General features: G+C 71.4%; 23 protein-coding genes. 20 read left to right on the top strand and 3 right to left on the bottom strand.

The window, feature by feature from the left end:
- Positions 1-37: 37 nt before the first annotated feature.
- The 14 genes from TOK_RS00925 to TOK_RS00860 all read left to right on the top strand — a co-directional run bounded on the left by TOK_RS00925 (position 38) and on the right by TOK_RS00860 (position 15,287).
- On the top strand, positions 38-763 hold the full coding sequence (locus TOK_RS00925) for an SDR family oxidoreductase (RefSeq protein ID WP_172457335.1): 726 nt from the start codon (positions 38-40) through the stop codon (positions 761-763).
- Complete coding sequence (locus TOK_RS00920; protein ID WP_098955833.1) at positions 760-1,938, top strand: epoxide hydrolase family protein; 1,179 nt, start codon at positions 760-762, stop codon at positions 1,936-1,938. The genes TOK_RS00925 and TOK_RS00920 overlap by 4 nt, the downstream gene beginning before the upstream one ends.
- Positions 1,935-2,849, top strand: a complete 915-nt coding sequence (locus TOK_RS00915; RefSeq protein ID WP_216361800.1) for a MoxR family ATPase — start codon at positions 1,935-1,937, stop codon at positions 2,847-2,849. Before TOK_RS00920 ends, TOK_RS00915 begins: the two co-directional genes overlap by 4 nt.
- Positions 2,850-3,034: 185 nt before the next feature.
- Complete coding sequence (locus TOK_RS00910; protein WP_253258105.1) at positions 3,035-3,835, top strand: VWA domain-containing protein; 801 nt, start codon at positions 3,035-3,037, stop codon at positions 3,833-3,835.
- Positions 3,836-3,956: 121 nt separating this feature from the next.
- Entirely contained in the window at positions 3,957-4,799 is an 843-nt protein-coding gene (locus tag TOK_RS00905) for a mycofactocin-coupled SDR family oxidoreductase (RefSeq protein WP_098955832.1), read from the top strand.
- A gap of 145 nt (positions 4,800-4,944) precedes the next feature.
- Complete coding sequence (locus TOK_RS00900) at positions 4,945-6,072, top strand: substrate-binding domain-containing protein (RefSeq protein ID WP_098955831.1); 1,128 nt, start codon at positions 4,945-4,947, stop codon at positions 6,070-6,072.
- On the top strand, positions 6,065-8,548 hold the full coding sequence (locus TOK_RS00895) for an ATP-binding cassette domain-containing protein (protein ID WP_098955830.1): 2,484 nt from the start codon (positions 6,065-6,067) through the stop codon (positions 8,546-8,548). Before TOK_RS00900 ends, TOK_RS00895 begins: the two co-directional genes overlap by 8 nt.
- Before the next feature lie 13 nt (positions 8,549-8,561).
- Entirely contained in the window at positions 8,562-9,572 is a 1,011-nt protein-coding gene (locus TOK_RS00890; RefSeq protein ID WP_098955829.1) for an ABC transporter permease, read from the top strand.
- The gene (locus TOK_RS00885; RefSeq protein WP_253258104.1) at positions 9,569-10,369 is read left to right on the top strand and encodes an alpha/beta fold hydrolase; all 801 of its coding nucleotides are present in this window, start codon (positions 9,569-9,571) and stop codon (positions 10,367-10,369) included. The genes TOK_RS00890 and TOK_RS00885 overlap by 4 nt, the downstream gene beginning before the upstream one ends.
- Entirely contained in the window at positions 10,353-11,096 is a 744-nt protein-coding gene (locus TOK_RS00880) for an HpcH/HpaI aldolase/citrate lyase family protein (protein WP_098955827.1), read from the top strand. Before TOK_RS00885 ends, TOK_RS00880 begins: the two co-directional genes overlap by 17 nt.
- 18 nt (positions 11,097-11,114) lie before the next feature.
- Positions 11,115-11,687 carry a DUF421 domain-containing protein gene (locus TOK_RS00875; RefSeq protein WP_098955826.1) on the top strand — a complete coding sequence of 191 codons (573 nt, stop codon included), beginning with the start codon at positions 11,115-11,117 and terminating at the stop codon, positions 11,685-11,687.
- 37 nt (positions 11,688-11,724) lie between these two features.
- A complete protein-coding gene (locus tag TOK_RS00870; protein ID WP_098955969.1) occupies positions 11,725-12,834 on the top strand; it encodes a zinc-binding dehydrogenase in 1,110 nt (369 codons plus the stop codon).
- A gap of 114 nt (positions 12,835-12,948) precedes the next feature.
- Positions 12,949-13,821: a sugar phosphate isomerase/epimerase gene (locus TOK_RS00865; protein WP_098955825.1), complete on the top strand. Its 873-nt coding sequence runs from the start codon at positions 12,949-12,951 to the stop codon at positions 13,819-13,821.
- A gap of 65 nt (positions 13,822-13,886) precedes the next feature.
- Entirely contained in the window at positions 13,887-15,287 is a 1,401-nt protein-coding gene (locus tag TOK_RS00860) for an FAD-binding oxidoreductase (protein ID WP_098955824.1), read from the top strand.
- A gap of 91 nt (positions 15,288-15,378) precedes the next feature.
- On the opposite strand, the gene TOK_RS00855 is transcribed toward TOK_RS00860, so the two are convergent.
- The gene (locus tag TOK_RS00855; protein WP_253258103.1) at positions 15,379-16,182 is read right to left on the bottom strand and encodes an IclR family transcriptional regulator; all 804 of its coding nucleotides are present in this window, start codon (positions 16,180-16,182) and stop codon (positions 15,379-15,381) included.
- Between the two features lie 101 nt (positions 16,183-16,283).
- On the opposite strand from TOK_RS00855, the gene TOK_RS00850 reads away from it, so the two are divergent.
- The 4 genes from TOK_RS00850 to TOK_RS00835 are packed head-to-tail and all read left to right on the top strand — an operon-like array spanning position 16,284 to position 19,863.
- A complete protein-coding gene (locus TOK_RS00850; RefSeq protein WP_098955823.1) occupies positions 16,284-17,048 on the top strand; it encodes a CoA transferase subunit A in 765 nt (254 codons plus the stop codon).
- Complete coding sequence (locus tag TOK_RS00845) at positions 17,045-17,728, top strand: 3-oxoacid CoA-transferase subunit B (protein WP_098955822.1); 684 nt, start codon at positions 17,045-17,047, stop codon at positions 17,726-17,728. Before TOK_RS00850 ends, TOK_RS00845 begins: the two co-directional genes overlap by 4 nt.
- A 55-nt stretch (positions 17,729-17,783) precedes the next feature.
- Complete coding sequence (locus TOK_RS00840; RefSeq protein ID WP_098955821.1) at positions 17,784-18,902, top strand: substrate-binding domain-containing protein; 1,119 nt, start codon at positions 17,784-17,786, stop codon at positions 18,900-18,902.
- A 28-nt stretch (positions 18,903-18,930) separates the two neighbouring features.
- Complete coding sequence (locus TOK_RS00835) at positions 18,931-19,863, top strand: 3-keto-5-aminohexanoate cleavage protein (RefSeq protein WP_098955820.1); 933 nt, start codon at positions 18,931-18,933, stop codon at positions 19,861-19,863.
- 5 nt (positions 19,864-19,868) lie between these two features.
- Here the strand turns inward: TOK_RS00835 and TOK_RS00830 are convergent, their stop codons facing one another.
- Both TOK_RS00830 and TOK_RS00825 read right to left on the bottom strand, forming a co-directional pair.
- Positions 19,869-20,720, bottom strand: a complete 852-nt coding sequence (locus tag TOK_RS00830) for an alpha/beta fold hydrolase (protein WP_098955819.1) — start codon at positions 20,718-20,720, stop codon at positions 19,869-19,871.
- 284 nt (positions 20,721-21,004) lie between these two features.
- Positions 21,005-21,367, bottom strand: a complete 363-nt coding sequence (locus TOK_RS00825; protein ID WP_098955967.1) for a nuclear transport factor 2 family protein — start codon at positions 21,365-21,367, stop codon at positions 21,005-21,007.
- Positions 21,368-21,445: 78 nt separating this feature from the next.
- Here TOK_RS00825 and TOK_RS00820 point away from each other — a divergent pair, with 78 nt between their 5' ends.
- Both TOK_RS00820 and TOK_RS00815 read left to right on the top strand, forming a co-directional pair.
- On the top strand, positions 21,446-22,270 hold the full coding sequence (locus TOK_RS00820; protein WP_098955818.1) for a MerR family transcriptional regulator: 825 nt from the start codon (positions 21,446-21,448) through the stop codon (positions 22,268-22,270).
- 114 nt (positions 22,271-22,384) lie between these two features.
- Entirely contained in the window at positions 22,385-22,729 is a 345-nt protein-coding gene (locus tag TOK_RS00815) for a hypothetical protein (RefSeq protein ID WP_141566226.1), read from the top strand.
- Positions 22,730-22,834 lie beyond the last annotated feature (105 nt).

Genomic DNA, 22,834 nt, shown 5'->3' with positions numbered 1-22,834 from the left:
CCTGACGATGGGGCGGCTGCAGGGGAAGGTTGTTCTGGTGACCGGCGCAGGTCGGCCGCCCGGCCGCGGGTTCGCCACGCGGTTCACCCGCGACGGTGCCGCGGTGATCGCCGTGGACCACGACGCGCCCGAGCCGTCCGGTCCGGCCGACCTGGCCGCCACTGTCGCCGCCGTCGAGACCGCGGGCGGACGGATCTGCGCCAGCAGCGCCGACGCCCGCGATCCGAAGGCGCTCGCCGCCGCCGTCGCCGCCGGCACCCGCCGCTTCGGCAGGTTGGACGCGGTCGTCGTCGGACCGGTGGTCACGGCACCGGGGTCGATCACCGGAACGCCCGACGACGCGTGGCACGACACCCTCGACCGTGTCCTCACCACCGCATGGACCACGTGCCGGGTGGCGCTCGCGCACCTCGTCGACGGCGGTTCGATCACCGTCGTCGCAAGTGCCGCCGGGCTGCGAGGCTTCGCCCATCTGGCACCTCACGCGGCTGCCGAGCACGGTGTCGTCGGGTTGGTGCGTTCGCTCGCCCACGAGCTGGCCCCGCGGTCGATCCGGGTCAACAGCGTGCACCCGACCGACGACGGGCGCGCATCGTTGCCCGAGCCGTCCGGACGTCTCGTCTTCGATCCCGAGGCCGACGTACCGGTGCCGTTCGCCGCGGCGCGCGACGTGTCCGAGACGGTTCTCTATCTCGCCTCCGACGACGCCCGCATGCTCTCGGGGCTCACCGTTCCCGTCGGTGCCGAGCTGGTGTCCCGATGAGCGCGGCCGTCGAGCCGTTCGCCGTCGCGGTTCCGGACGAGGTCCTCACGGACCTGCGGGAACGTCTCGTCCGCACCCGCTGGCCCGCCGACGTCGGCAACGAGGACTGGCGGTACGGGGCCAACCGTGAGTACCTCGAGGAGCTCGTCGCCTACTGGCTCGACGAGTACGACTGGCGGGCGCAGGAACGCCGGATGAACGAGTACGCGCACTTCCGGACCACGATCGACGACGTCCCGATCCACTTCGTCCACGAGCGCGGGGTCGGGCCCGATCCGATCCCGTTGGTCCTCACCCACGGCTGGCCCTGGTCCTTCTGGGACTTCGAGCACGTGATCAGGCCGCTGACCGACCCCGCCTCGTTCGGCGGCGACCCGGCCGACGCCTTCGACGTGGTCATCCCGTCGCTGCCCGGCTTCGGGTTCTCGGTGCCGCTGCGGCGCACCGGGATCAACTTCCACCGCACCGCTGCGCTGTGGGTCGAGCTGATGCGTGACCGGCTCGGCTACGACAAGTTCGCCGCACAGGGCGGCGACTGGGGTCAGCTGGTGACCTCGGAGATGGGTCACCGCTGGTCCGAGCACCTCATCGGCATCCACCTCAACCTGTCGCTCCCGCTGGACTTCTTCGAGGCGGCGCTGCCCGCCGAGGACGACTACGCGCCCGACGAGCGGCACTGGTACCACCACACGCAGGCGCGGATGGCACACGCGACCAGCCACATCGCGGTGCAGAGCACCGACCCGCAGAACCTCGCCTACGCCATGCACGACTCGCCAGCGGGCCTCCTGGCCTGGCTCGTCGACCGACGACGCTGGTGGAGCGACTGCGGTGGCGACGTCGAGTCGCGGTTCTCCAAGGACGACCTGATCACCCTCGCGATGCTGTACTGGGTCGGGGAGAGCTTCGTGACCAGCGCCCGCTTCTACTGGGAGGCGCGCAACGACCTGTGGCGTGCCGCGACGGCGGAGACGCCCGTCGTCAAGGCCCCGACCGGGATCGCGGTGTTCCCGCAGGAGCTCGTCGTCATGCCGAAGGCGTGGATGGAGCGCTACTACGACCTGCGGCAGCTGACCTACATGAAGTCCGGTGGCCACTTCGGCCCCGCGGAGGAACCCGCCGCGATCGTCGAGGACGTGCGGGAGCTCTTCCGCCCGCTGCGGCCGGGCCGGTGAGCGCCGTGGACGCCACGGTGCGCGGTGCCGCGCGATCGCGCCGCGATGCCATCGCCGGCCGCGTCGTCGGCCGCGAACGCGAGCTCGACCTCGTGCTCGCGGCCGTCGCGGCGGGGCGCGACGTCCTGCTGGAGGGCCCGCCGGGAACGTCGAAGTCGACGATGCTCCGTGCGATCAGCACGAACTGGGGCGTCCCGTTCCACCTGGTGGAGGGCAACGGCGAGCTGACCCCGGCGCGGCTGGTCGGGCACCACAACCCGGCGCGCGTGCTGCAGGAGGACTACTCCGACGACAACTTCGTGCCCGGCCCGCTGGTGCAGGCGATGCAGTCGGGCGGCTTCCTCTACATCGAGGAGCTCAACCGCGCACCCGAGGACACGCTCAACGTCCTGCTGGCGGCGATGGCCGAGCGCGAGGTCGTCGTGCCGCGGGCCGGCACGGTCCGGGCGCTGCCCACCTTCCGGCTGCTCGCCTCGATGAACCCCTTCGACAACATCGGGACCTCGCGCATCTCCGACAGCGTCTACGACCGCTGGTGCCGCCTGGTGGTCGACTACCAGGACGACCGCGAGGAACGCGCGATCGTCGCGGCCCGCACCGGCTGCTCCGACGACCTGCTCGTCGCCGACGCGGTGGCGATCACCCGGGCGACGCGCGTGCACCCCGAGCTGCGGCGCGGATCGAGCGTGCGTGGCGCGATCGACCTGGTCGCGATCGCGGTCGAACTGGAGGCGATGGACGTCCGGTCCGAGCGGACGCAGCTGGTGCTCGACGCCTCGATGCTCGCCCTGTCGGCCCGGATCGCGGTCGACGAGACGTCCGAGGCGACCGCGGAGCAGGTGATCACCGAGATCTGGGAGAACCATTTTTTCTCGCACCCCGGCGTGCGGCGCCGGGACCGCACCGCCTAGACCTCGACAACCCCGTCCAGCTGCCGGCCGCGCCGGACGGTGACCGGCCGGCCCGCCGCCGCTCCGCGAAGCGGCTGACCGACGCGCCCGCGCTGTTCCAGGACAGCGGCGGCACCCCGCTCGTCGTCGACCTCGGCGACGGTCGGGGCGACGGGGACGGCGACGCCGCGACCGGCGGCCAGGGAGTGCTCGTCACGGGGCAGCAGGCACGTCGTCGCGCCCTCGACGACCTCCTGGAGGAGGCGCCCGCCGACGACGAGGTCGCCGCGATGGCGCGCCGTATCGCGCGCAGCCTCACGGTGCGGCGGCGGCCACGGGTGCGCCGCGGTGACCGCGGGTCCGGCCGGATGATGCCGATGGCGTACCGCTACCGGTCCGACGACATCGACATCGACCGGACCGTCGAGGTCCTCGCGGAGCGACCACGTCCCGACGACACCGAGATCATCGTGCGCGAACGGGTCCGGGCCCGCCGGGCGGTGGTGCTCGTGGCGGACGTGTCCGGCTCGATGCGGGGTGAGAAGGCGCGGATCGCCGCCGCGACGATCGCCGCCCTCTCGGCCGACCTGAGCGGGGCCGGGGTCGACGACCAGATCGCCCTCGTCGCCTTCTGGTCCGACGCCGCACTCCTGAAGTCCTTCGACGCGCGCCTCCCGGTCGGGCACATCGTCGACCGGCTGCTCAGGATCCCGGCGCGAGGACTGACCAACGTCTCGTTCGGGCTGGAGGTGGCGCGGGCCGAGCTCGCACGCTCACCGCTGCGGAGACGGTCGATCGTGCTGCTCTCCGACGTCGTGCACAACGCCGGCCCCGACCCCCGGATCGTTGCGGCCCGGTGTGGCGAGCTGCACGTCATGCTCGAGACCGACGGCGAGCACGACGCGCCGCTCGCGGCCGAGCTCGCGAGGAAGGGCCGCGGACGGCTGGCCCACATCGCGACCCACCGCGATGTGGCGCCCGCGCTCAACAGGCTTCTCGCCGATTGATTCGTGTCACATTCCGGGACAACTCGGGTGACACGCCGCCGCATACCGTCGGCGATGGTCGGTGGATCGCAATGTCGTGGTGTCACCGCTCATTCGCCATCAGGACAGGAAGCGGGGAATCGTGGACCGGGTAAAGGGTAAGGTCGCACTCATCACCGGCGCCGCACGCGGGCAGGGGCGGGCACACGCGAAACGGCTCGCGGAAGAGGGCGCCGATATCGTCGCCGTCGACATCTGCGCGGACATCGAAAATCTCGGATATCCCCTCGGCAGCTCCGAGGAACTCGCAGAGACCGTCCGGCTCGTCGAGAACGAGGACCGTCGGATCATCGCCCGCCGTGCCGACGTCCGGGACGGCGCGGCGCTGCAGGCGGTCGTGGACGAGGCGGTCGCGGAGTTCGGTGGCATCGACATCGTGTGCGCGAACGCCGGGCTCATCGACTCCGTCCCCAAGGTGTGGGAGATCACCGAGGAGATGTGGGACGTCCAGATCGACACGATGCTCAAGGGCGTGTGGAACACCGTGCGCGCCGCGGTGCCCGCGATGATCGCCGCTGGTCGCGGAGGTTCGATCATCATCACCAGCTCCCTGGTGGGGCTGAAGGGGACACCGCACACGGGTGCGTACTCAGCGGCGAAGGCCGGTGACGTCGGCCTGGCCCAGTCGCTGGCCGCCGAGGTGGCCCCGTACGGGATCCGGGTCAACACCGTGCACCCGACGGCCGTCGACACCGACATCCTCCAGCGCAACGAACCGATGCAGAAGCTGTTCCGGGCCGACCTCGGTGGACGGGTCCCGACGCGCGAGGAGTTCGCCGAGGCCTGCGCGCCGATGAACCTGCTGCCCATTCCGTGGATCGAGGCGCGGGACGTGAGCAATGCCGTGCTGTTCCTGGCGTCGGACGAGTCGCGATACGTCACCGGACTGCGGATGTCCGTCGACGCCGGCGCATTGATCAAATAGTGATCCGTGTCCCACGACGGGACACCTTTGTGGCACAGCTCTCAACGAGCATCGTGTTTCTGCCTGGCAGTTCTCCTGGCTCGGCAGACCGTTCTCGCCGGCTCCCGGCAACCTGAGATCGCAATTCTCGAGAAGGAGGTCGGTAATGCGAATTCTCGCCTCGTCGTCGCGCGCGCGGATCGTCACCGCGTCGTTGGTGGCGGCAGCGGCCGTGGTGCTCGCCGCCTGTTCGCCGGCGCCGGGTCCCGGTTCCGGAGCCGCCGCGGGTGGTGCCTCGGGTACCAATGCCGTCGCGGACTCCGCGCCCGGCGACATCACGCCCTACTGCCCGTCGGAACCGACGAAGGTCGTGTTCGTCAAGTCGGCCGGCGGCCAGGTGTGGGCGGCCATCGCCAACGCGGAGTTCCAGGCCGAAGCCGCGAAGTGTCCCAACATCCAGGCCAGCTGGTACAACGGCACGTCCGGCGTCCAGGGCGCGATCGCCGCCACGAACTCCGCCGTTGCGCAGGGCGCCAAGGCGCTGGTCGTCATCGCCGACTTCGGCGCCGCCCAGCTCCCGTCCCTGCGCAAGGCGGTCCAGTCCGGCGTGACGGTCGTGACGACTGTCAGCGACGGTGGCGCGCAGAAGGGCACCGACGTCAGCGACTCGCTCCTGTGGGACGTCAACGCGATCGGTGAGAACCAGGCCAAGTGGCTGAACGAGCACGTCAAGACCGGCAAGGTCGCCTTCCTCGGAGGCCAGCCGGGTGCGCCCTCGACCGAGACGACCTTCACCGCGTTCAAGACGGCGCTGACCAAGTACGCCCCCGGCATCCAGCTCGTCCCCGACACCTGGGTCCCGACCAACTGGGACTCCGCCCAGAAGCGGCGTGCCGTGGCGGGCCTGCTCGCGCAGAACGGCGAGTACGCGGCCTTCGTCAGTGACTACGGCGCCTCGGACATCGGTGCGGCACAGGCGATCCTCGATGCGAAGGCAAAGATGCCCGCGTTCCTCAACATCGGCTCCTCACAGGGCTTCGTCTGCACCGTCAAGCAGAACAACATCCAGTGGCTGGGCCAGGACGGCTCGACCCGCATGACCGCGTCCGCGCTGCGGATCGCGTTGGCGGACATGCAGGACAAGCCCAGCGCCGAGCCGAACCCGTACGTCCTCTACACCTACGCCGACACCGCGGCCGGGAAGATGCCCGACTGCGACCCGTCGGTCTCACCCGACGCCGACCTGTCGTCCAGTCTGTCGGTGGCCGATCTGAAGAAGGTCCTCGGTGGCTGACGACATCACGGTGGATCCGGTGCCGGCGCTGCGCATCGACCACGTCACGAAGACGTTCCCGGGTGTCGTCGCCCTCGACGACGTGGACCTGACGGTCCGGGCCGGTGAGGTGCACGGGATCGTCGGCGAGAACGGTGCGGGCAAGTCGACGCTGATGGCAGTGGCGTCCGGAGCGCTGGTACCGGAGGCGGGCACGGTCTCGGTCGGTGGCCGGCTGCTGCGCGCCGGGTCGACGCACGACGCGCAGGAGCTCGGTGTGGCGATCGTGCTGCAGGAGCCGGCGCTGCTGCCCGACCTCACCGTCGCCGAGAACATGTACCTCGGGCAGCCGCCGACCGCGCGGCCCCCGATCGGGCAGCTGCGGTCGTGGAGCCGGGACCGGTTGCGCGAGTGGAGCGGCGATGTCGGCATCGACCCCGATGCCCGGATCGAGGAGCTCGAGCCCGAACACCGGTTCATCGTCGACATCGTGCGGGCGCTGGCCCGCAGGCCGGCGGTGCTCGTGCTCGACGAGCCGACCGAGCACCTCGCGGGCGAGGACGTCGAGAGGCTGTTCGCGGCGGTGCGGGAGCGGGTGCGCGAAGGCAGCGCGGTCGTCTACATCTCGCACCGGATCCGGGAGGTCAAGCAGATCGCCGACCGGATCAGCGTGCTCCGTGACGGGTGCCACCGCGGCACCTTCGACGCCGCGACCCTGTCGGAACGCGACATCGTCGACCTCATCGTCGGGCGGCGCCTCGACGCGGTCTTCCCGGACAAGCCCACCCCGCCCGACGGCGGTGCACCCGTCCTGGACGTCACATCGGTGAGTGGGCGCGGGTTCGAGGACCTGACCTTCACGGTGCGGCCCGGCGAGATCATCGGGTTCGCGGGCATCGAGGGCAACGGCCAGCGCGACGCACTGCGCGCGCTGGCCGGGCTCGGCCACCGCAACGGGTCGGTCGAGGTCGATGGTGCGCCGGTCCGGCGGAGGTCGTCGACGGTCGCGTACCTGACCGGTGACCGGCACCGCGAAGGGGTGTTCCCCGGGCTGACCGTGCGGGAGACGATCGGTCTGCGCAACCTCGACAGGTTCAGCACCATGGGTGTGGTCGAGCCGCGCCGGGAGCGGGAGTTCGCCCGGACCGCCGTCGCCGAGCTGGCGGTGAAGACCCCGACCATCGAGACGCCGATCGAGTCGCTCTCGGGCGGCAACCAGCAGAAGGCCCTCCTCGCGGGCGTCCTGCGCCGCGACCCCCGGGTGCTGCTCATCGACGAACCCACCCAGGGCGTCGATGTCGGAGCGAAGTCCGAGATCTACGACCTGTTGCGCGACAACGCCCGTGAGCGGGGTATGGGCGTCGTCGTGGTGTCGTCGGACGGCATCGAGCTGGCCGGGCTGTGCGACCGCATCCTCATCTTCTCGCGCGGCCACGTCGTCGAGGAGCTGGCGGGCGACGGCGTGACCGAGGCCCGGATCACCGGTGCCGCGCTCACGGCGACGACGCACCGGGACAAGACCTCCCGGCGTGCCGGGCCGGCCGTCCGGTGGTTCGCCGGGGACACGGCGCCGATCGCGATGGTGGCGCTCGCGGTACTGGCCCTCGGGCTGTGGACCTCCTTGTCGAGCGCCTTCTACCTCACGACGCCGAGCATCTCCGGGCTCCTCGCGCTCGTCGCGGTTCTCGGCTTCGTGGCACTCGGCCAGACCGTCGCGCTCACGATCGGCGCTGTCGACCTCTCCGTCGGTCCGCTGATGGGCTTCGTGGTCGTCGTCGAGTCGTTCTTCCTGACAGCCGAGTCGATACCGCTGGACCGGGTGCTGGGCTGGGTCCTGCTGTTCGGAGTGCCGCTCGCGGTGGGCCTGGTGAACTGGGCGCTCGTCGACGTCGTCAAGATGAATGCGATCGTCGCGACGCTGATCACCTACATCGCGCTCCAGGCGCTCTCGCTCGTGCTGCGGCCCCAGCCGGGCGGCCTGTTCGACAGCCGCATCACCGATGCCCTGACCTACACGCTGGGGCCGATCCCGATCGCCTTCGTCGTGCTGGTCGTCGTGGCCGCCGGCATGCAGCTGTGGCTACGCCGCAGCCGGACCGGCATCGCGCTGCGATCGGTCGGCTCGCAGCCGGAGGCGGCGCGGCTCAACGGTCTCAGCGCACCGCGCGTCCGGCTCGTCGGGTTCCTGCTGTGCAGCCTGATGGCGGGGCTCGCCGCGCTGTTCCTGTTGGCGCAGGTCGGCTCGGGGGACCCGACGTCGGGTATCGACTACACGCTGACCAGCATCTCGGCAGCGGTCATCGGCGGGGCCAGCATCTTCGGTGGTCGCGGGTCGTTCATCGGCACCGTCGCGGCCGCCTTCCTGGTCACCCAGGCGATCGGGGCGGTGACCTTCCTCGGTCTCGACGCCGCGTGGTCGTCGTACCTGCCCGGTGCGATGACGCTGATCGCGGTGGCCGTCTACTCCCGCACCCGGCACCTCGCACGCACACACTGAGTCGGAGACGTCGATGAGCAACTCGTTGAGCGACCCGGAGCAGGTCGCCACCGTCGACCTGGACGTGAGTCCGCCGCGGCGGCGGCCCCGGGCCGCCGGGCCCTACGCCGGCATCGTGCTGGCGACCTGCGCGCTGTTCGTCCTGAGCGCGATCCTCGTGCCGAAGTCGCTGTCGGCGCAGTCGCTGGGAGCGATGCTGCCCTTCTGGGCGATCCTGGCGATCATGTCCGTCGGTCAGACGCTGGTGATCCAGCAACGCGGTATCGACCTGTCGATCCCCGGAGTGGTCAGCCTGACCGCGATGGGCTTCGTCGTGTTCGTCGACCGCAACGACACGTCGGTGTTCGTGGGGCTCATCGCGGTGATCGTGGTCGCCGTGGTCATCGGGCTGGTCAACGGCCTGATCATCACCAAGATCAACGTGACCCCGTTGATCACGACGCTCGCCCTCAACGCGCTGCTGGTCGGGGCGATGTTCAGCTACACCAAGGGCGTCGGGTCGGCGGCCCCGCCGAGCCTGCAGGCCTTCGCCGCGTCGAGCGTGCTCGGTGTGTCGACGCTGGTGTGGCTCGCGGTCGCGACGGTGCTGGTCGTCGGCTTCCTGCTGCGCCGGACGGCGGTGGGACGACGGTTCGTGGCGGTCGGGTCGAACCCCGACGCGGCACGGGCCATCGGCATCCGGGTCGACACCTACATCGTCGGGGCGTACGTCGCCGCGGCACTGCTGTTCGCGCTCGCCGCCGTACTCCTCGCCGGCTACGCCCAGAACCCGGCCCCGACCATGGGCAACCCGTACCTGTTCCAGACGGTGATGGCCGTCGTGATCGGCGGCACGAGCCTCGCCGGTGGCCGTGGCAGCGTCGTCGCCACGGCGGTCGCGGCCCTGTTCCTCACCCAGCTCGGCCAGGTCGTGCTCACCCTCGGCGCCAACGCCGCGGTCCAGCTGCTCGTCCAGGCCATCGCCATGGCACTGGCACTGGCGGGTGCGGCCATGCTCAACCGGCGGCGGGCGCGAGCGACATGACCACGGTGGGATCCCACCTGGCGGCAGGGCTACCACCGCTCGACGCCGGTCACCCCGCGATGAGCCGCCCCGTCGACGGGTTCCGGATCGCCTACGACCGATCGGGCGACGGGCCCGCGACAGTGCTCCTGCACGGCGGCCACGGTGACCGGACCGACTGGACGGACGTGGCCGTCCGCCTCGACCACACCGTCGTCGCGCCCGACCTGCGCGGAGTCGGCGAGTCCGACCGGTGGCCGGGCGGGGACGTCTCCGTAGCGGCTCAGGCCGCCGGCGTGTCCGGGCTGATCGAGGAGCTGCGGCTCGGTCCGGTCGTGCTGGCCGGGTACGGGATCGGGGCCGCTGTGGCCCGGCTGGTCGCGGTACGCCATCCCCGGCGCGTCGCGGGCCTGGTCATGACGCCGCCGCCCGTCGTGCCGGTGTGGTCGCTCGCGGGTACGGCCCGCGACGTCCTGGACCGGGGCTGGACGAGCTGGTCCGCGCCGGGTTTCGTACCGTCACCGGCACGGCTCGAACACCTTGTCCGGCACTACGACCGGCGCCTCCTCGAGATGCCGGACGACACCATGTGCCCGGGCGGGGCGGACGTCGTGACCGTCCCGACCACCGTGCTGTGGCCCGAGCTCGACCCACTGGTCCCGGAATCCTGGTTCGACGGCCTCGGCACCCGCTTCCGTCGGGTGACGGTCCGCGGTCTCCCGGGTGTCGGGCACTTCGTACCGGTCGAAGCACCTTCGGCGTTCGTCGACGCCGTCCAGGAGATGCTTGTGGAGAGGAAACGTGGACGTGCGTACTGACCAGGTGTCGTTCGGCGGCTGGTGCCACCTCGAGTCGCCCTTCGCCGTCGAGCTCATGGCGTCGGTCGGGTTCGACTGGTGCTGCCTCGACATGCAGCACGGCATCATCCGCAACGTCGACGTCGTCGGCCTGCTGCAGGCGGTGCGGGCCGCCGGGGGAACGGCGTACGTCCGGGTCCCCGGCGCCGACACCCCGCTCATCGGCACCGTCCTCGACGCCGGGGCCGACGGGGTGATCGTGCCCCAGGTGTCGACGCCCGGGCAGGCGCGCGCGGCGGTCGCCGCGTGCCGGTACTCACCGGAGGGGTCACGCAGCTGGGGACCGTTGCGCCCCAAGCTCTCGGTAGCCCGACCGGACCCAGCCGTGCTGGCGGCCGCCGCCTGCTACGTCATGATCGAGGACCGCACCGGCGTCGAGAACGTCGCGGCGATCGCGGCCGTGCCGGGGCTGACGGGCATCATCGCCGGACCGGCCGACCTCGCGCTCGACCTGTGGGGTGACCCGTACCTCGCGTCGGACCCGCGAACCGTCGAGGCACTGGCGCCGGTCGTCGCGGCGTGCGCCGCCAACGGCATCGGGGCGGGTGTGTTCTGCGGCACCGGCAACGTGGCCCGCTGGCACGGCGCCGGATTCACGATGCTGGCGGTCGAGTCCGACTCGACGCTGCTGCTGACCGCCGCCCGGCGCGCGGCCGCGGACGCGCGTGCGCAGCTCGACGGCGTCTGACCGGTCGGCACCGCTGCCGTGAGCCCGCCCGTCACGTCCGAGCTCGGCGTCGACCTGCCCACCGCCGGCCTCGTCGTGGTCGCGACCCTCGGGATCTACCTGACGCTGCTGGTGTGCGTGCGGGTGAGCGGCCAGCGGAGCCTGTCGGCGATGTCCGCGACCGACGTCGCCTGCGTGATCGCGCTCGGTGCGGTCGTCGGGCGGACCACATTGCTCGCGACGCCCACGCTCGCGACGGGCGTGATCGCGCTCGTGATGCTGTTCGCCGTGCAGCGCTCGCTCACACTGCTGCGCCGCAGCCGCGTCCTGAGCCGCATCCTCACCCGGGAGCCCGTGCTCCTCGTGCGCGCCGGCCGGGTGCGGACCGAGGGACTGCGACTGGCCCGGATGAGCGAGGACGACCTCCGGCAACGGCTGCGGGTCGCGGGCGTGGCCCGGCTGGCCGACGTCGGCTGCGTCGTCCTGGAGCGCAACGGCGTCGTGAGCGTCCTTCGCGCCGGCCCGGAGCCCGACGAGTGGGTGCTGGCCGACGTTCCGGACCACGGCGACCCGTACGAACATGGGACAGCCGGGCCGCGACGCGGCGGCTGATCCTCTTCTCGCACAGTCCGACGACGGGAGGATCGTGATGGCTGGGGACGACGTCGCGGCCGCAGGCTCGGTGGCCGCACTGGTCGGACCGGGGACGGTCGAGGTGCAGCGCTACCCGCTGCCGGAACCGGGGCCCGGTGAAGCCCTGCTGGAGGTGTTGCAGGCCAACGTGTGTGGCTCCGACGTCGGCATCTACCACCATCGGAACCCGGTCCTGCGCGACGTGGTCCTCGGGCACGAGTTCGTCGCCCGGGTCGGGGTGCTGGGAGCGGGACTCACCCACGACTCCGCGGGGACGCCGGTATCGGTCGGCGACCGCGTCGTCGTCGTGTACTTCCGGGTGTGCGGGCACTGCAGGCCCTGCGGGCGCGGCGAGTTCAACATGTGCGTGAACTGGGCGGACACGATGGCGGCGCCGCCGACCCGGGCGCCGCACTTCCACGGCGGGTTCGCCAGCCACTACCACCTCGCGGCCGGTCGGCACTTCTACGTGGTGCCGGACGTCCTGGACGACGCCGAGGTCGCCGGTGCGAACTGCGGGCTCGCGCAGATGCTGTTCACCGTGGAACGGATCGGCGTGCGCCGCGGGCAGACCGTCGTCGTCCAGGGATGCGGCGGCCTCGGGCTCTACGCCTGTGCCGTGGCGGCGCGGTCGGGGGCGCGGGTGATCGCGGTCGAACGCGACCCGGCCCGGATCGCCGCCGCGCTGCGCTTCGGTGCGACCGAGGTGGTCGACATGGCGACCGACCCGACGCCCGCCGGCCGTCAGGACCGGATCGGCCGGCTCACCGACGGCGACGGGGCCGATCTCGTCGTCGAGGTCACCGGTCGTCCGGACGCGTTCGCCGAGGCTGTTGCCTTCGTGCGGACGGGCGGCGCGATCGCCTCTGTCGGCAACCTGAACGTCGGGCCCGGCTCGGCGCTGTCGATCGCGCCGGCGCTGTTCACGCGCAAGAACCTCACGGTACGGGGGTTCCTGCGCTACGACCCGTGGTACCTCCGCCGCGCCCTGGACTTCCTCGTCGACACCCGCGACCTCCATCCCTACGGAGCGATGTCCGATCGCGTGTACTCCCTCGACGAGATCGGCGCCGCGGTGGCCCGCACCGAGACCGGCGGCGTCCTGCGGGCCGCCGTCGTCCCCTGACCGTCGCCGCACGGCGGCCGTCCCAAGGCGGGACAACTCGGCCGGCGGACTCGTCCCTAACGTCGGGTGTTGTTCGACGGAAGGCGCCGAGCAGTTGTCGCAGGAGGCGTAGTGATGAGCGGAAACAAGGCAGACACGGGACCCGGGCTGATCCTCGGCTACGGGAACCTCACCGGTGTCTCGTTCGAGGAGCGGGTCGCCGCGGCCGTCGCGGCAGGTGCCGACGCGATCGGTTACTCCCTGTTCGAGTTCCAGGACGCGAAGCGCGACGGCATCGGCGCGAAGGACCTCGCCGCGATCGCCGAGCGGTCCGGCATGCGGGTCGCCGAGCTGGAGGTGGGGCTGGGCTTCGACGGCCCGGCCGACGGTCGGCGGTGGGGACCGTCGTGGTTCCCGTGGGACCTGCCGTACATGGACGCGGGCGTCGAGCAGGACTTCATCGAGCTGGCTGATGCGTTCGGTGCTCACCACATCGTCGTCGCCGCATCGTCGGGCGGTGCTGGAGCCGGGTCCGCCTCGCGGTTCGCGCGGTTGTGCGACCGGGCGGCCGAGGTCGGGACGAAGGTGGCGATCGAGTTCCTCCCCGGCACCGACATGCCCGACATCGCCACCTCGCTCGCGGTGGTCCAGGCCGCGGACCGCGACAACGGCGGGCTGTGTGTCGACAACTGGCACTTCATGCGCGGCAACCCCGACGAGCGCGCGCTGCGGTCGCTGCCGGGGGAGCGGGTGGTCGTCGTCCAGCTCTCCGACGGGCCAGCCGCCCCGCTCACCGACGACTACTTCGAGGAGACCCTCAAGCACCGCAGGCTCTTCGGCGACGGCGAGTGGGACGTCGCCGGGTTCCTCGGGACGCTGCGGGCGTCCGGCGCCACCGCGCCCGTGTCGATCGAGATCCTCTCCGAGCAGTGGCAGGCGCGGCCGGTGGCCGAGACCGCCACGGCGTTCGTATCCGGTGCCCGGGCGCTCGAGCCCCGGACCAGCTGACACAACCTCCCATGTCCGAGCGGCCGCCGGCCGGCTCGGCACGGCACACTGAATTGCGAGGAACAATGGTGGACAAGAGCGCCATCGCAGCATTCCGTGAGACGTTCACCGGGTCGGTGTACCTCTCCGGCGACGCGGGTTACGAGAACTCCCGGAACGTCTGGAACGCCGACATCAACCGGTACCCCGCCGTGGTTGCGTCGTGCGGTTCGACCGACGAGGTGGCCGCGGCGATCGCGTTCGGTCGCCGGCAGGGCCTGGAGATCTCCGTCCGGGGCGGCGGGCACAACTTCGCCGGTCTGGCGGTCGCCGAGGGCGGCCTGATGATCCACCTCGAGAAGATCAACAGCGTCCGGGTCGACCCCGCGTCCAAGCGCGCCTGGATCGGCGGCGGCGCGGCGCTCGGCGACCTCGACGCGGCGTGCTCCGAGCACGGTCTCGCCGTCACGGCCGGCATCGTCACCCACACCGGCGTCGGGGGGCTGACCCTCGGTGGCGGCGTCGGCTTCCTGCTGCGCCGCTTCGGGCTCGCATGCGACAACCTGCTCGAGGCCGAGGTGGTGCTCGCCGACGGGTCCGTGGTCCGGGCGAACCGTGAGAACCACGCCGACCTGTTCTGGGCGCTGCGCGGCGGCGGCGGCAACTTCGGCATCGTCACCGAGTTCGTCTTCCAGCTGCACGAGATCGGCGACACCGCCAACGTCGGCATGTTCTTCTTCCCGCCCGAACGCGGTGTCGAGGCCATGCAGCTGTTCCGCGAGCTGCGGGACAGGCTGCCCGACGACATGGCGATCATCGCGTTCGGCATGCGGGCGCCCGACGCGCCGTTCGTGCCCGACGAGTTCAGACACACCCACGGCTACTTCATCCAGCTCGCGACGGTCGGGCCGGCCGCCGAGCTCGCCGCGGCCGCCGCGATCGTCCGCGAGGCGTCCCCGGCGTTCGAACTGGTGACGCCCATGCGCTACGTCGAGCTGCAGTCGATGAACGACGCGTTCAACCCCTGGGGCGTGCACGGCTACGAGAAGGCCGTCTATCTGCCCGCCATCTCCGACGATGCCATCGACGTCATGCAGAAGTACCTCACGGGAACCCGTGGCGCGTTCTCCTACTTCGGCGCGATGACGCTGGGCGGCCAGTACGCCCGGGTCGCCGACGAGGACGCCGCCTGGGCCGGCCCGCGTGACGCGGGCTATCACTTCATCATGACCGGGACCTGCGAGACGGCCGAGGAGCTCGTCCACGACCGGCAGTGGGTCAAGGAGTTCTGGTCGGACATGCAGCCGCACGGCATGGGCTCGGGCAGCTACATCAACAACATGAACGAGTACGACGAGAACCGGGTCCGGGCGGCGTACGGCGCCGAGAAGTACGAGCGGCTGTCGCGGATCAAGGCCGTGTACGACCCGGAGAACGTCTTCCACCACAACCAGAACATCAAGCCTGCCGCGACGGCTCCCGCCTGACCCGTCACCTCCCTGCCGGCCCTTCGCCGGGTGGCGGCGCGTCGCACGACGTGTCGCCACCCGGCGTCGTCGCGTCGGCGGGGGAGTGTCGTCAGCGGACGCGCCGGCCGAGGGCGTGTGCCCGGTCGAGGAGCAGCCTTCCCAGTGTGGGAATCCGCGCGTCGGTGAACCGGGACCGGACCCCGGTCAGGCTCAGTGCCGCACGTGGTCGGCCACTCTCGTCGAAGACCGCGGCCGCCATGCCCCAGCTGTCCTCGATGATCAGGCCCGGGTTGACCGCGTAACCGTGCTCGCGGGTCGCGGCGACCCGGGCGCGTACCGCCCGCCGCGAGTGGCTGCGGCCCCACCGGGTCGTGAGGTCGGTGGTGGCGACGTAGTCGTCGGCCTCGTCGGTGGGCAGGTGGGACAGGATCGCGAGCCCGGCGGAGGCGACCCCGAGCGGGAACCGGATCCCCAGGTGGAGAACATGGGACCGGAGGGGGAAGCTGCCCTCGATCTCGGCGAGGCAGACCGTCTCCCGCCCGCGCAGTGCGGACAGGAAGGCGCTCTCGCCCGTCTGCTCGGCGAGGTCGGCGAGGATGTCGCGGGCGTGGTCGGTGACGTCGTAGCGAGTGGCCGCCACCGCCCCGAGCAGGTACAGCTCCGGTCCGAGCTGCCATCGACCCGTCCCGGTGTCGCGGTCGGTGAAGCCCTGCTCCGCCAGCTCGGTGAGCAGCCGGTGCGCAGTGGGCCGGGTGAGGCCGGTCCGCCGCGCGATGTCCGATGTGGTGGAGCCGGCGGGGTCGGCGGCGGCGCCCAGCGCCCGGAGCACGAGCCCGATCTTCCCGACCACCGTCGGACCGCGATCGGGACCGGTCGGAGTGTGGTCGGGATCGGCGGCGTCGAACGTGTTCACAGGAGCGATGATATGTCCGCCACACGGACAGATCACAGTCCGATTGTCTGTGACATGACCGGCCCATGGAGGTCGCAGGACCTTCCGTGTGCACTGCGTCCATGGAGAAGACGACACCGGGGGCACGACCCTCGGAGGGCACGACCGGGGTCCGGCCGGCCGACGACGCGGGTGCCGCACTGGCCGGCCTGCTGCACGACGGGATGACGATCGCGGTCGGGGGATTCGGCCTCAGCGGTGTGCCGGTGGACCTGATCGACGCGGTCCGTGAATCGGGGGTGCGCGATCTCGTCGTCGTCTCCAACAACATGGGCATCGACGGCAAGGGCCTCGGGCTGTTGCTGGAGAATCGGCAGGTGCGGAAGGTCGTCGCGTCCTACGTGGGCGAGAACCAGCTGTTCGCACGGCAGTACCTCGACGGAGAGCTCGAGGTCGAGTTCACGCCCCAGGGCAGCCTTGCGGAGCGCCTGCGGGCGGGCGGTGCCGGCATCCCCGCGTTCTACACGCGGACCGGGGTCGGGACGCAGGTCGCCGAGGGCAAGCCGACCGCCGACTTCGACGGAGTCACCTATTTGCTGGAACGGGGCATCGTCGCGGACCTGGCCCTGGTGCGCGCGCACACCTGCGATCCCTACGGCAACCTGACCTACCGCTGCACCGCCCGCAACTTCAACCCGGTCGTCGCGACCGCCGGCCGGGTAACGGTCGCGGAGGCCGAACACCTCTCCGAGACGCCGATCGACCCGGACCACGTCGTGACGCCGGGTGTCTACGTCGACCGGTTCGTCGCGGCCAGGGCTCGGGTGAAGGTCATCGAGCAGCGCACCGTCCGGGAGCGGCCGGCCGTGGCGGGGGTGCAGGCATGAGCTGGACCAGGGACGAGATGGCGGCGATCGCGGCGCGGGAACTGCGCGACGGCGACCACGCCAACCTCGGCATCGGCATCCCGACCAAGGTCGCCAACCACATCCCGCGGGGTGTGCGCGTCACGCTCCAGTCCGAGAACGGGCTGCTCGGGATCGGGCCGTTCCCGTACTCGGGAGACGAGGACGCCGACCTCATCAACGCCGGGAAACAGACGGTCACCGCGCTGCCGGGCGCGAGCTTCTTCGACTCGGCCGCGTCCTTCGCGATGATCCGGGGTGGCCACATCGACGTCGCCGTCCTCGGCGCGATGCAGGTCTCGGACACCGGCGACCTGGCCAACTGGGCCGTTCCAGGCGCCCTCGTCAAGGGCATGGGCGGGGCCATGGACCTCGTCGCGGGCACCCGCCGCGTCGTCGTCCTCACCGACCTCGTCGCCAAGGACGGCACGCCCAAGGTCGTCCCGTACTGCACGCTGCCCCTCACCGGCGCGGGCGTCGTGAACCGGATCATCACCGACCGCGCGGTCCTCGACGTCACCGACGACGGGCTGCTGGTCGTCGACCTCGCCCCCGGCGCCACCGTGGCCGAGCTCCGCGCCGTCACCGGCGCGCGAATCCACGAGGACACCGACGCGGGTCGTCCCAACTCGGGACAACTCGCCTCCCGCATCGATCCCTAGCGTCTGCCGGGATCCGACGGACGGATCACTGTCACTCGCACCAAGGAAGATCGACATGCATCCCCCTCGGGTCTCGCGCTCGCACGTTCTCGTCGCTGCCACGGCGATCGCCTCGGCGGTCGCCCTGGCGGCCTGTTCACCCGCCCCCACCGGCGGTGCCTCGGCCGCCGGTGGCGCCACGGCGGCTGCGGCTGCCGGTGCGCCCGGCGACATCACGGCGCTGTGTCCCGCGGAGCCGACCAAGGTCGTCTACGTCAAGTCGGCGGGAGGCCAGGTCTGGTCGGCGATCTCGAACGCCGAGTTCCAGGCGGAGGCCGCGAAGTGCCCGACGCTGGAGACCAGCTGGTACAACGGCACGACCGGCCAGCAGGGCGCCATCGCGGCCACGAACGCCGCCGTCGCGCAGGGCGCCAGGGTCATGGTGATCAGCCCCGACTTCGGACCCTCCCAGCTCCCGTCGATGCGCAAGGCCATGGACGCCGGGGTCAAGGTCGTGAGCACCGTCAACGACGTCGCGGGCCAGAAGGGCGCCGACTACGTCGAGTCGCTGGTGTGGGACACCGACGCGATCGCCCGCAACCAGGCGGAGTGGCTCGCGAAGAACGTGGGCACCGGCAAGGTGGCGTTCCTCGGCGGGCAGCCGGGGGCGCCGTCGACGGAGAAGACCTTCACCGCCTTCGCGGCCGCGTTGAGGCAGTACGCGCCCCAGATGCAGCTCGTTCCCGACACCTGGGTGCCGACGAACTGGGACGCCGCCCAGAAGCGGCGCAGCGTGGCCGGCCTGATCGCGCAGAACGGTGAGTACGCGGCGTTCGTCAGCGACTACGGCGCCTCCGACATCGGTGCGGTGCAGGCGATCGTCGACGCCGGGGCGAGGATGCCCGCGTTCCTCAACATCGGCTCGTCGCAGGGTTTCGTGTGCGCCGTGGCGCAGCACAAGATCGCCTGGCTCGGCCAGGACGGGACCACGCAGATGTCCGCGGCGTCGCTGCGGATCGGGCTCGCGGCGCTGGCGGGCAGGCAGAGCGCGGAGCCGGTGCCGTACGTGCTCCCCGTCTACGCCGACACCGCCGCCGGGAAGGTCCCCGCCTGCGACCCGTCGATCTCCCCGGACGCGGATCTCTCGTCGAGCCTGCCCGTCGACCGGCTCAAGGCCGTCCTCAGCGGCGGCTGAGCGGGAACCGCGGGGGAGGAGGGTCGCCGTGGCGAGCAGGCGGAAGGTCGTCATCACCTGTGCGGTGACGGGCGCGATCCACACGCCGTCGATGTCGCCGCACCTGCCGGTGTCGGCGTCGGAGATCGCGGAGGCGGCGCTGGAGGCCGCGGAGGCCGGCGCGGCGATCCTCCACCTGCACGCCCGCGACCCCGCCGACGGCCGGCCGTCGCAGGACCCCGAGCACTTCGTGCCGATCCTGCGCCGGCTCGCCGGTCACACCGACGCGGTCGTCAACCTGACGACGGGCGGCAACCCGGCGATGACCGTCGACGAACGGCTGCGCCCGGCCGCGGAGTTCGCCCCGGAGCTCGCCTCGCTGAACATGGGCTCGATGAACTTCGGCCTCTACCCGATGCTGGAGCGGACGACGACGTTCCGGCACGCGTGGGAGGCGCCGGCCCTGGAGGCCTCGCGCGACGTCGTCTTCAAGAACACGTTCGCCGACATCGAACGCATCCTTGCCATCGGCAGGGCGAACGGCACCCGGTTCGAGTTCGAGTGCTACGACACGTCGCACCTCTACAACCTCGCCCACTTCCGCGACCGCGGCCTCGTCCCGGGACCGATGTTCGTGCAGTCGGTCTTCGGGCTGCTGGGTGGCATCGGGGCACACCCCGAGGACGTGATGCACATGCGGCGCACCGCGGACCGCCTCCTCGGCGACGACTACGAGTGGTCGATCCTCGGCGCAGGCAAGGCGCAGATGCCGCTGGTCACGATGGGCGCGACGATGGGGTCGCACGTGCGGGTGGGTCTGGAGGACTCGTTGTGGATCGGGCCGGGGCGCCGGGCGACGAGCAACGCCGAGCAGGTGCGCCAGGTCCGCGTGGCCCTGGAGGCCCTGAGTCTCGACGTCGCCACCCCCGGCGAGGCGCGCGCCCTCCTGCAGCTCAAGGGCGCGGCCTCGGTCGGGTTCTGACTCCGTCAGCGCCGGATCCGCCGGACCGCTCGCATGACTGCACCGGCGAACACCCCGGGCGCCTCGACCGGCACGAAGTGGCCGACCCCGTCGACGTGCTGCAGTGTCACGGAGCTGAACCACTCGCCGATGCGATCGGACCAGGCCCGGGGGAACAGTGGGTCGAACTCCGGCCACAGGACCGTGATCGGGGTGTCCGTCCGCGTCGCCGGGGCAGTCTCCGCGAGCGAACGGACGACAGTCGCGGCACCGGCCCGGTACCAGCCGACGGACGCGGAGAACGCGCCCGGCGCACCGTAGCTCGCGGCCAGGTGGTCGAGGCGCGCGTCGTCGGGGGTGAACGACGGCCCCGACCAATGGGTCCAGAAGTGACACAGATGGGCGCGGACCGCGTCGGGCCGGCCGTCGAGGAGGTCGTCGGCCAGCGGCAGCCGGTGGAACGACTGGTACCAGAACTCCTGCTGCGCGTCCGGGTCGAGCACCCGTCGGCCGATCCCGGGAAGCGGCGGTGCGACGACCAGCTCCTCCACGCGCTCGGGGTGCTGCTGGGCGATGACCTGCGCGATCCGCGAGCCGATGTCGTAGCCGCCCAGCACAGCCCGGGCGATGCCGAGCTCGTCCATGAGAGCGACGACGCTCGCGGCGTGCCCCGGCGCGGAGTAGTCGCCGTCGCGGTGCTTGTCCGACCCTCCGAACCCGCGCAGATCCGGTGCGATGACGTCGGCGTCGAGAAGGCCGGCGACGGCGGTGTAGTCCGACCGGTCGCCGGGCCAGCCGTGGAGCAGGACGACGGCGGGGCCCGTGCCGGCGCGGTCGTAGGCGAGGTGGAAGCCGTCCGCCGCGAAACGAGATCTCATTCGTCGAGGCTAGGACCGGCCGGCGTGACAATGCTGACCCACATTGCTGCAGTCGACACCCCGACCAGCCGATTCGACTTGCTTGCGCAGGTCGTCCTGCCGGATGTGCGCGCCGATGGCTCGAGACGAGCTGACGACGCAGCCACGGCAGCCGGGCGGCGATCGCGTCCTGTGACGTCACGGTATGCGGGACCGGCGTGGACGCCCCTCCGGCGACCGTCGAGACGATCGCGATCCGAACCAGACATTCTCTCTCCACCGACGACCGAGGTGGTGCGGTTCGGTCAGGCTGTGTGGTTGGCGATGACGAGTTCGGCGACGAGGTCGTCCCGCAGTGCGAACCGGTAGTCGAGCTCGGCGACGCCACCAGGGAAGGTTCCCTCGAGCCGTACGGTCACCACCCAGTGGGCGTCGTCGACGCGGCGAGCGCCGGTCTGCTCGGTCGTGTACTCGAACTCGGACCCGGCGTCCCGCAGGAACGCATGGGCCTTCTCGCGGCCGCGGACGGTCTCGCCCTGGTCGACGAGCACCACGTCCTCGACGAGGAACGCCGAGGCGGTGTCGGCGTCGCCGGCGATGTGGGCGGCGAGGAAGTCGCGCACGGCGGTCGGGAGCAGATCGGACGGGAGTTCGGTGTGCTGTGTCATGAGCACACCATGTGACCTGACGGGGCGGGAGGGTCAAGCCGTGGACTCTCCCCCAGGGGGAGCGTTCAGAATGAGGGGGTGTTGACCATCGGGGAGTTCTCGCGGCTGACCCACCTGAGCGTGCGGACCCTGCGCCGGTATCACGAGGCGGCCCTGCTGGAACCCGCCGTGGTGGACGAGACCACGGGCTACCGCTACTACGGCGTCGACCAGATCCCGGCCGCGCAGGTCATCCACCGGCTCCGCGAGCTCGACGTCCCCCTGAGCGATGTGCAGCGAATCCTGCGGACCCCCGACCCCGGTGTTCGTGCCTCCCTGGTCGCGGACCACCTGCAACGCCTCGAGGACGTGCTCGACCGCACCCGGACCGCGGTCGTGTCGCTGCGCCGCCTGCTCCGGCCCGACCCCGCACCGATCGACGTCGAGCTGCGTGCGGAGCCCGCCCGGACGGTCGCGGCGGTGGAGGCCGTGGTCGCGCATCGCGACGTGACGACCTGGTACGCAGGCGCGATGGCCGAACTGGAGGCGGCCGTCGGCGCCGCCGTGACCGGACCGCCGGGCGGCAGCTACGACAACGCCCTTTTCGAGCAGGAGCGCGGTCTCGCGGTCGTCTACCTGCCGACTGCCGCGCCACCTCGCACCGGACGCGTGCATCCCGCGACTCTGCCGGCCGCGGAACTGGCCGTCACCACCCACGTCGGCGAGCACGACGACATCGAGGTCACGTACGGCGAACTCGGGACCTGGGTGGTGGAGAACGCGATGTCGGTGGCCGGGCCGGTGCGGGAGGTCTACGTCGTCGGCCCTCGTGACACGAACGATCCCGCTGCGTGGCGCACCGAGATCGGCTGGCCGGTCTTTCGTGTGGGCGTCGTCGAGGGCGGACCGGCGGCTCCGCGCTGACGGCCATCCGGGCGGGGAGGTTGTCGAGGTGACGCTGGACCTGCACGACCTCGGGACGTTCAGCTCGAAGGTCGTTCAGGGCCGGAACTTCCAGCTGTCGACGTGGGTGTCGGGGTGGCCACGCCGTTCCCGTCGCTCGTGAGCCGCTGCACACCGGCGGCAGCGGCAACCCATGGCCGCTACTCCGACCCGCAGGTCGATGCCCTGCTCGACAACGCCGTGGCGACCACCGACAAGGCCGAGCAGGCGGCGAACTACAAGCAGCCCGAGGCCATCGCCGGCAAGGACCTGGCGATCGGCTGGTACAGCCGGGCCTACACCGGGATGCTCACCCGCAAGAACGTCAAGGGGGTCTGCTCGTCGTCCCGACGGGTCCCCAGATGTGGGCCAACGCATGGATGGCTCATCGATGGCCGACGGTTGCCGGATCGGGTCCGACCCCGACCCGGCAACCGCTAGGCTGTCGCGAGGCCGCGAGCCGGCCGCCGGAACGCCGCGAGCGCCTCCGGACCCGCACCGGAGGCACCACCATGGCACGAGCGCCGATCGCCCGACCCGCGGGCC

It is taken from the genome of Pseudonocardia sp. N23 (genome assembly GCF_002583555.1).
Classification (GTDB): Bacteria; Actinomycetota; Actinomycetes; order Mycobacteriales; family Pseudonocardiaceae; genus Pseudonocardia.
Note: the sequence above shows the minus strand (reverse complement) of the source record. Positions and strands in the feature narration are given on the sequence as shown.

Coding starts and splice junctions, on each gene's coding strand:
- TOK_RS00830 (WP_098955819.1), bottom strand. CDS start 20,720: ATGAGATCTCGTTTCGCGGCGGACGGCTTCCACCTCGCCTACGACCGC.
- TOK_RS00825 (WP_098955967.1), bottom strand. CDS start 21,367: ATGACACAGCACACCGAACTCCCGTCCGATCTGCTCCCGACCGCCGTG.
- TOK_RS00860 (WP_098955824.1), top strand. CDS start 13,887: ATGGTGGACAAGAGCGCCATCGCAGCATTCCGTGAGACGTTCACCGGG.
- TOK_RS00885 (WP_253258104.1), top strand. CDS start 9,569: ATGACCACGGTGGGATCCCACCTGGCGGCAGGGCTACCACCGCTCGAC.
- TOK_RS00870 (WP_098955969.1), top strand. CDS start 11,725: ATGGCTGGGGACGACGTCGCGGCCGCAGGCTCGGTGGCCGCACTGGTC.
- TOK_RS00890 (WP_098955829.1), top strand. CDS start 8,562: ATGAGCAACTCGTTGAGCGACCCGGAGCAGGTCGCCACCGTCGACCTG.
- TOK_RS00920 (WP_098955833.1), top strand. CDS start 760: ATGAGCGCGGCCGTCGAGCCGTTCGCCGTCGCGGTTCCGGACGAGGTC.
- TOK_RS00845 (WP_098955822.1), top strand. CDS start 17,045: ATGAGCTGGACCAGGGACGAGATGGCGGCGATCGCGGCGCGGGAACTG.
- TOK_RS00850 (WP_098955823.1), top strand. CDS start 16,284: ATGGAGAAGACGACACCGGGGGCACGACCCTCGGAGGGCACGACCGGG.
- TOK_RS00840 (WP_098955821.1), top strand. CDS start 17,784: ATGCATCCCCCTCGGGTCTCGCGCTCGCACGTTCTCGTCGCTGCCACG.
- TOK_RS00900 (WP_098955831.1), top strand. CDS start 4,945: ATGCGAATTCTCGCCTCGTCGTCGCGCGCGCGGATCGTCACCGCGTCG.
- TOK_RS00865 (WP_098955825.1), top strand. CDS start 12,949: ATGAGCGGAAACAAGGCAGACACGGGACCCGGGCTGATCCTCGGCTAC.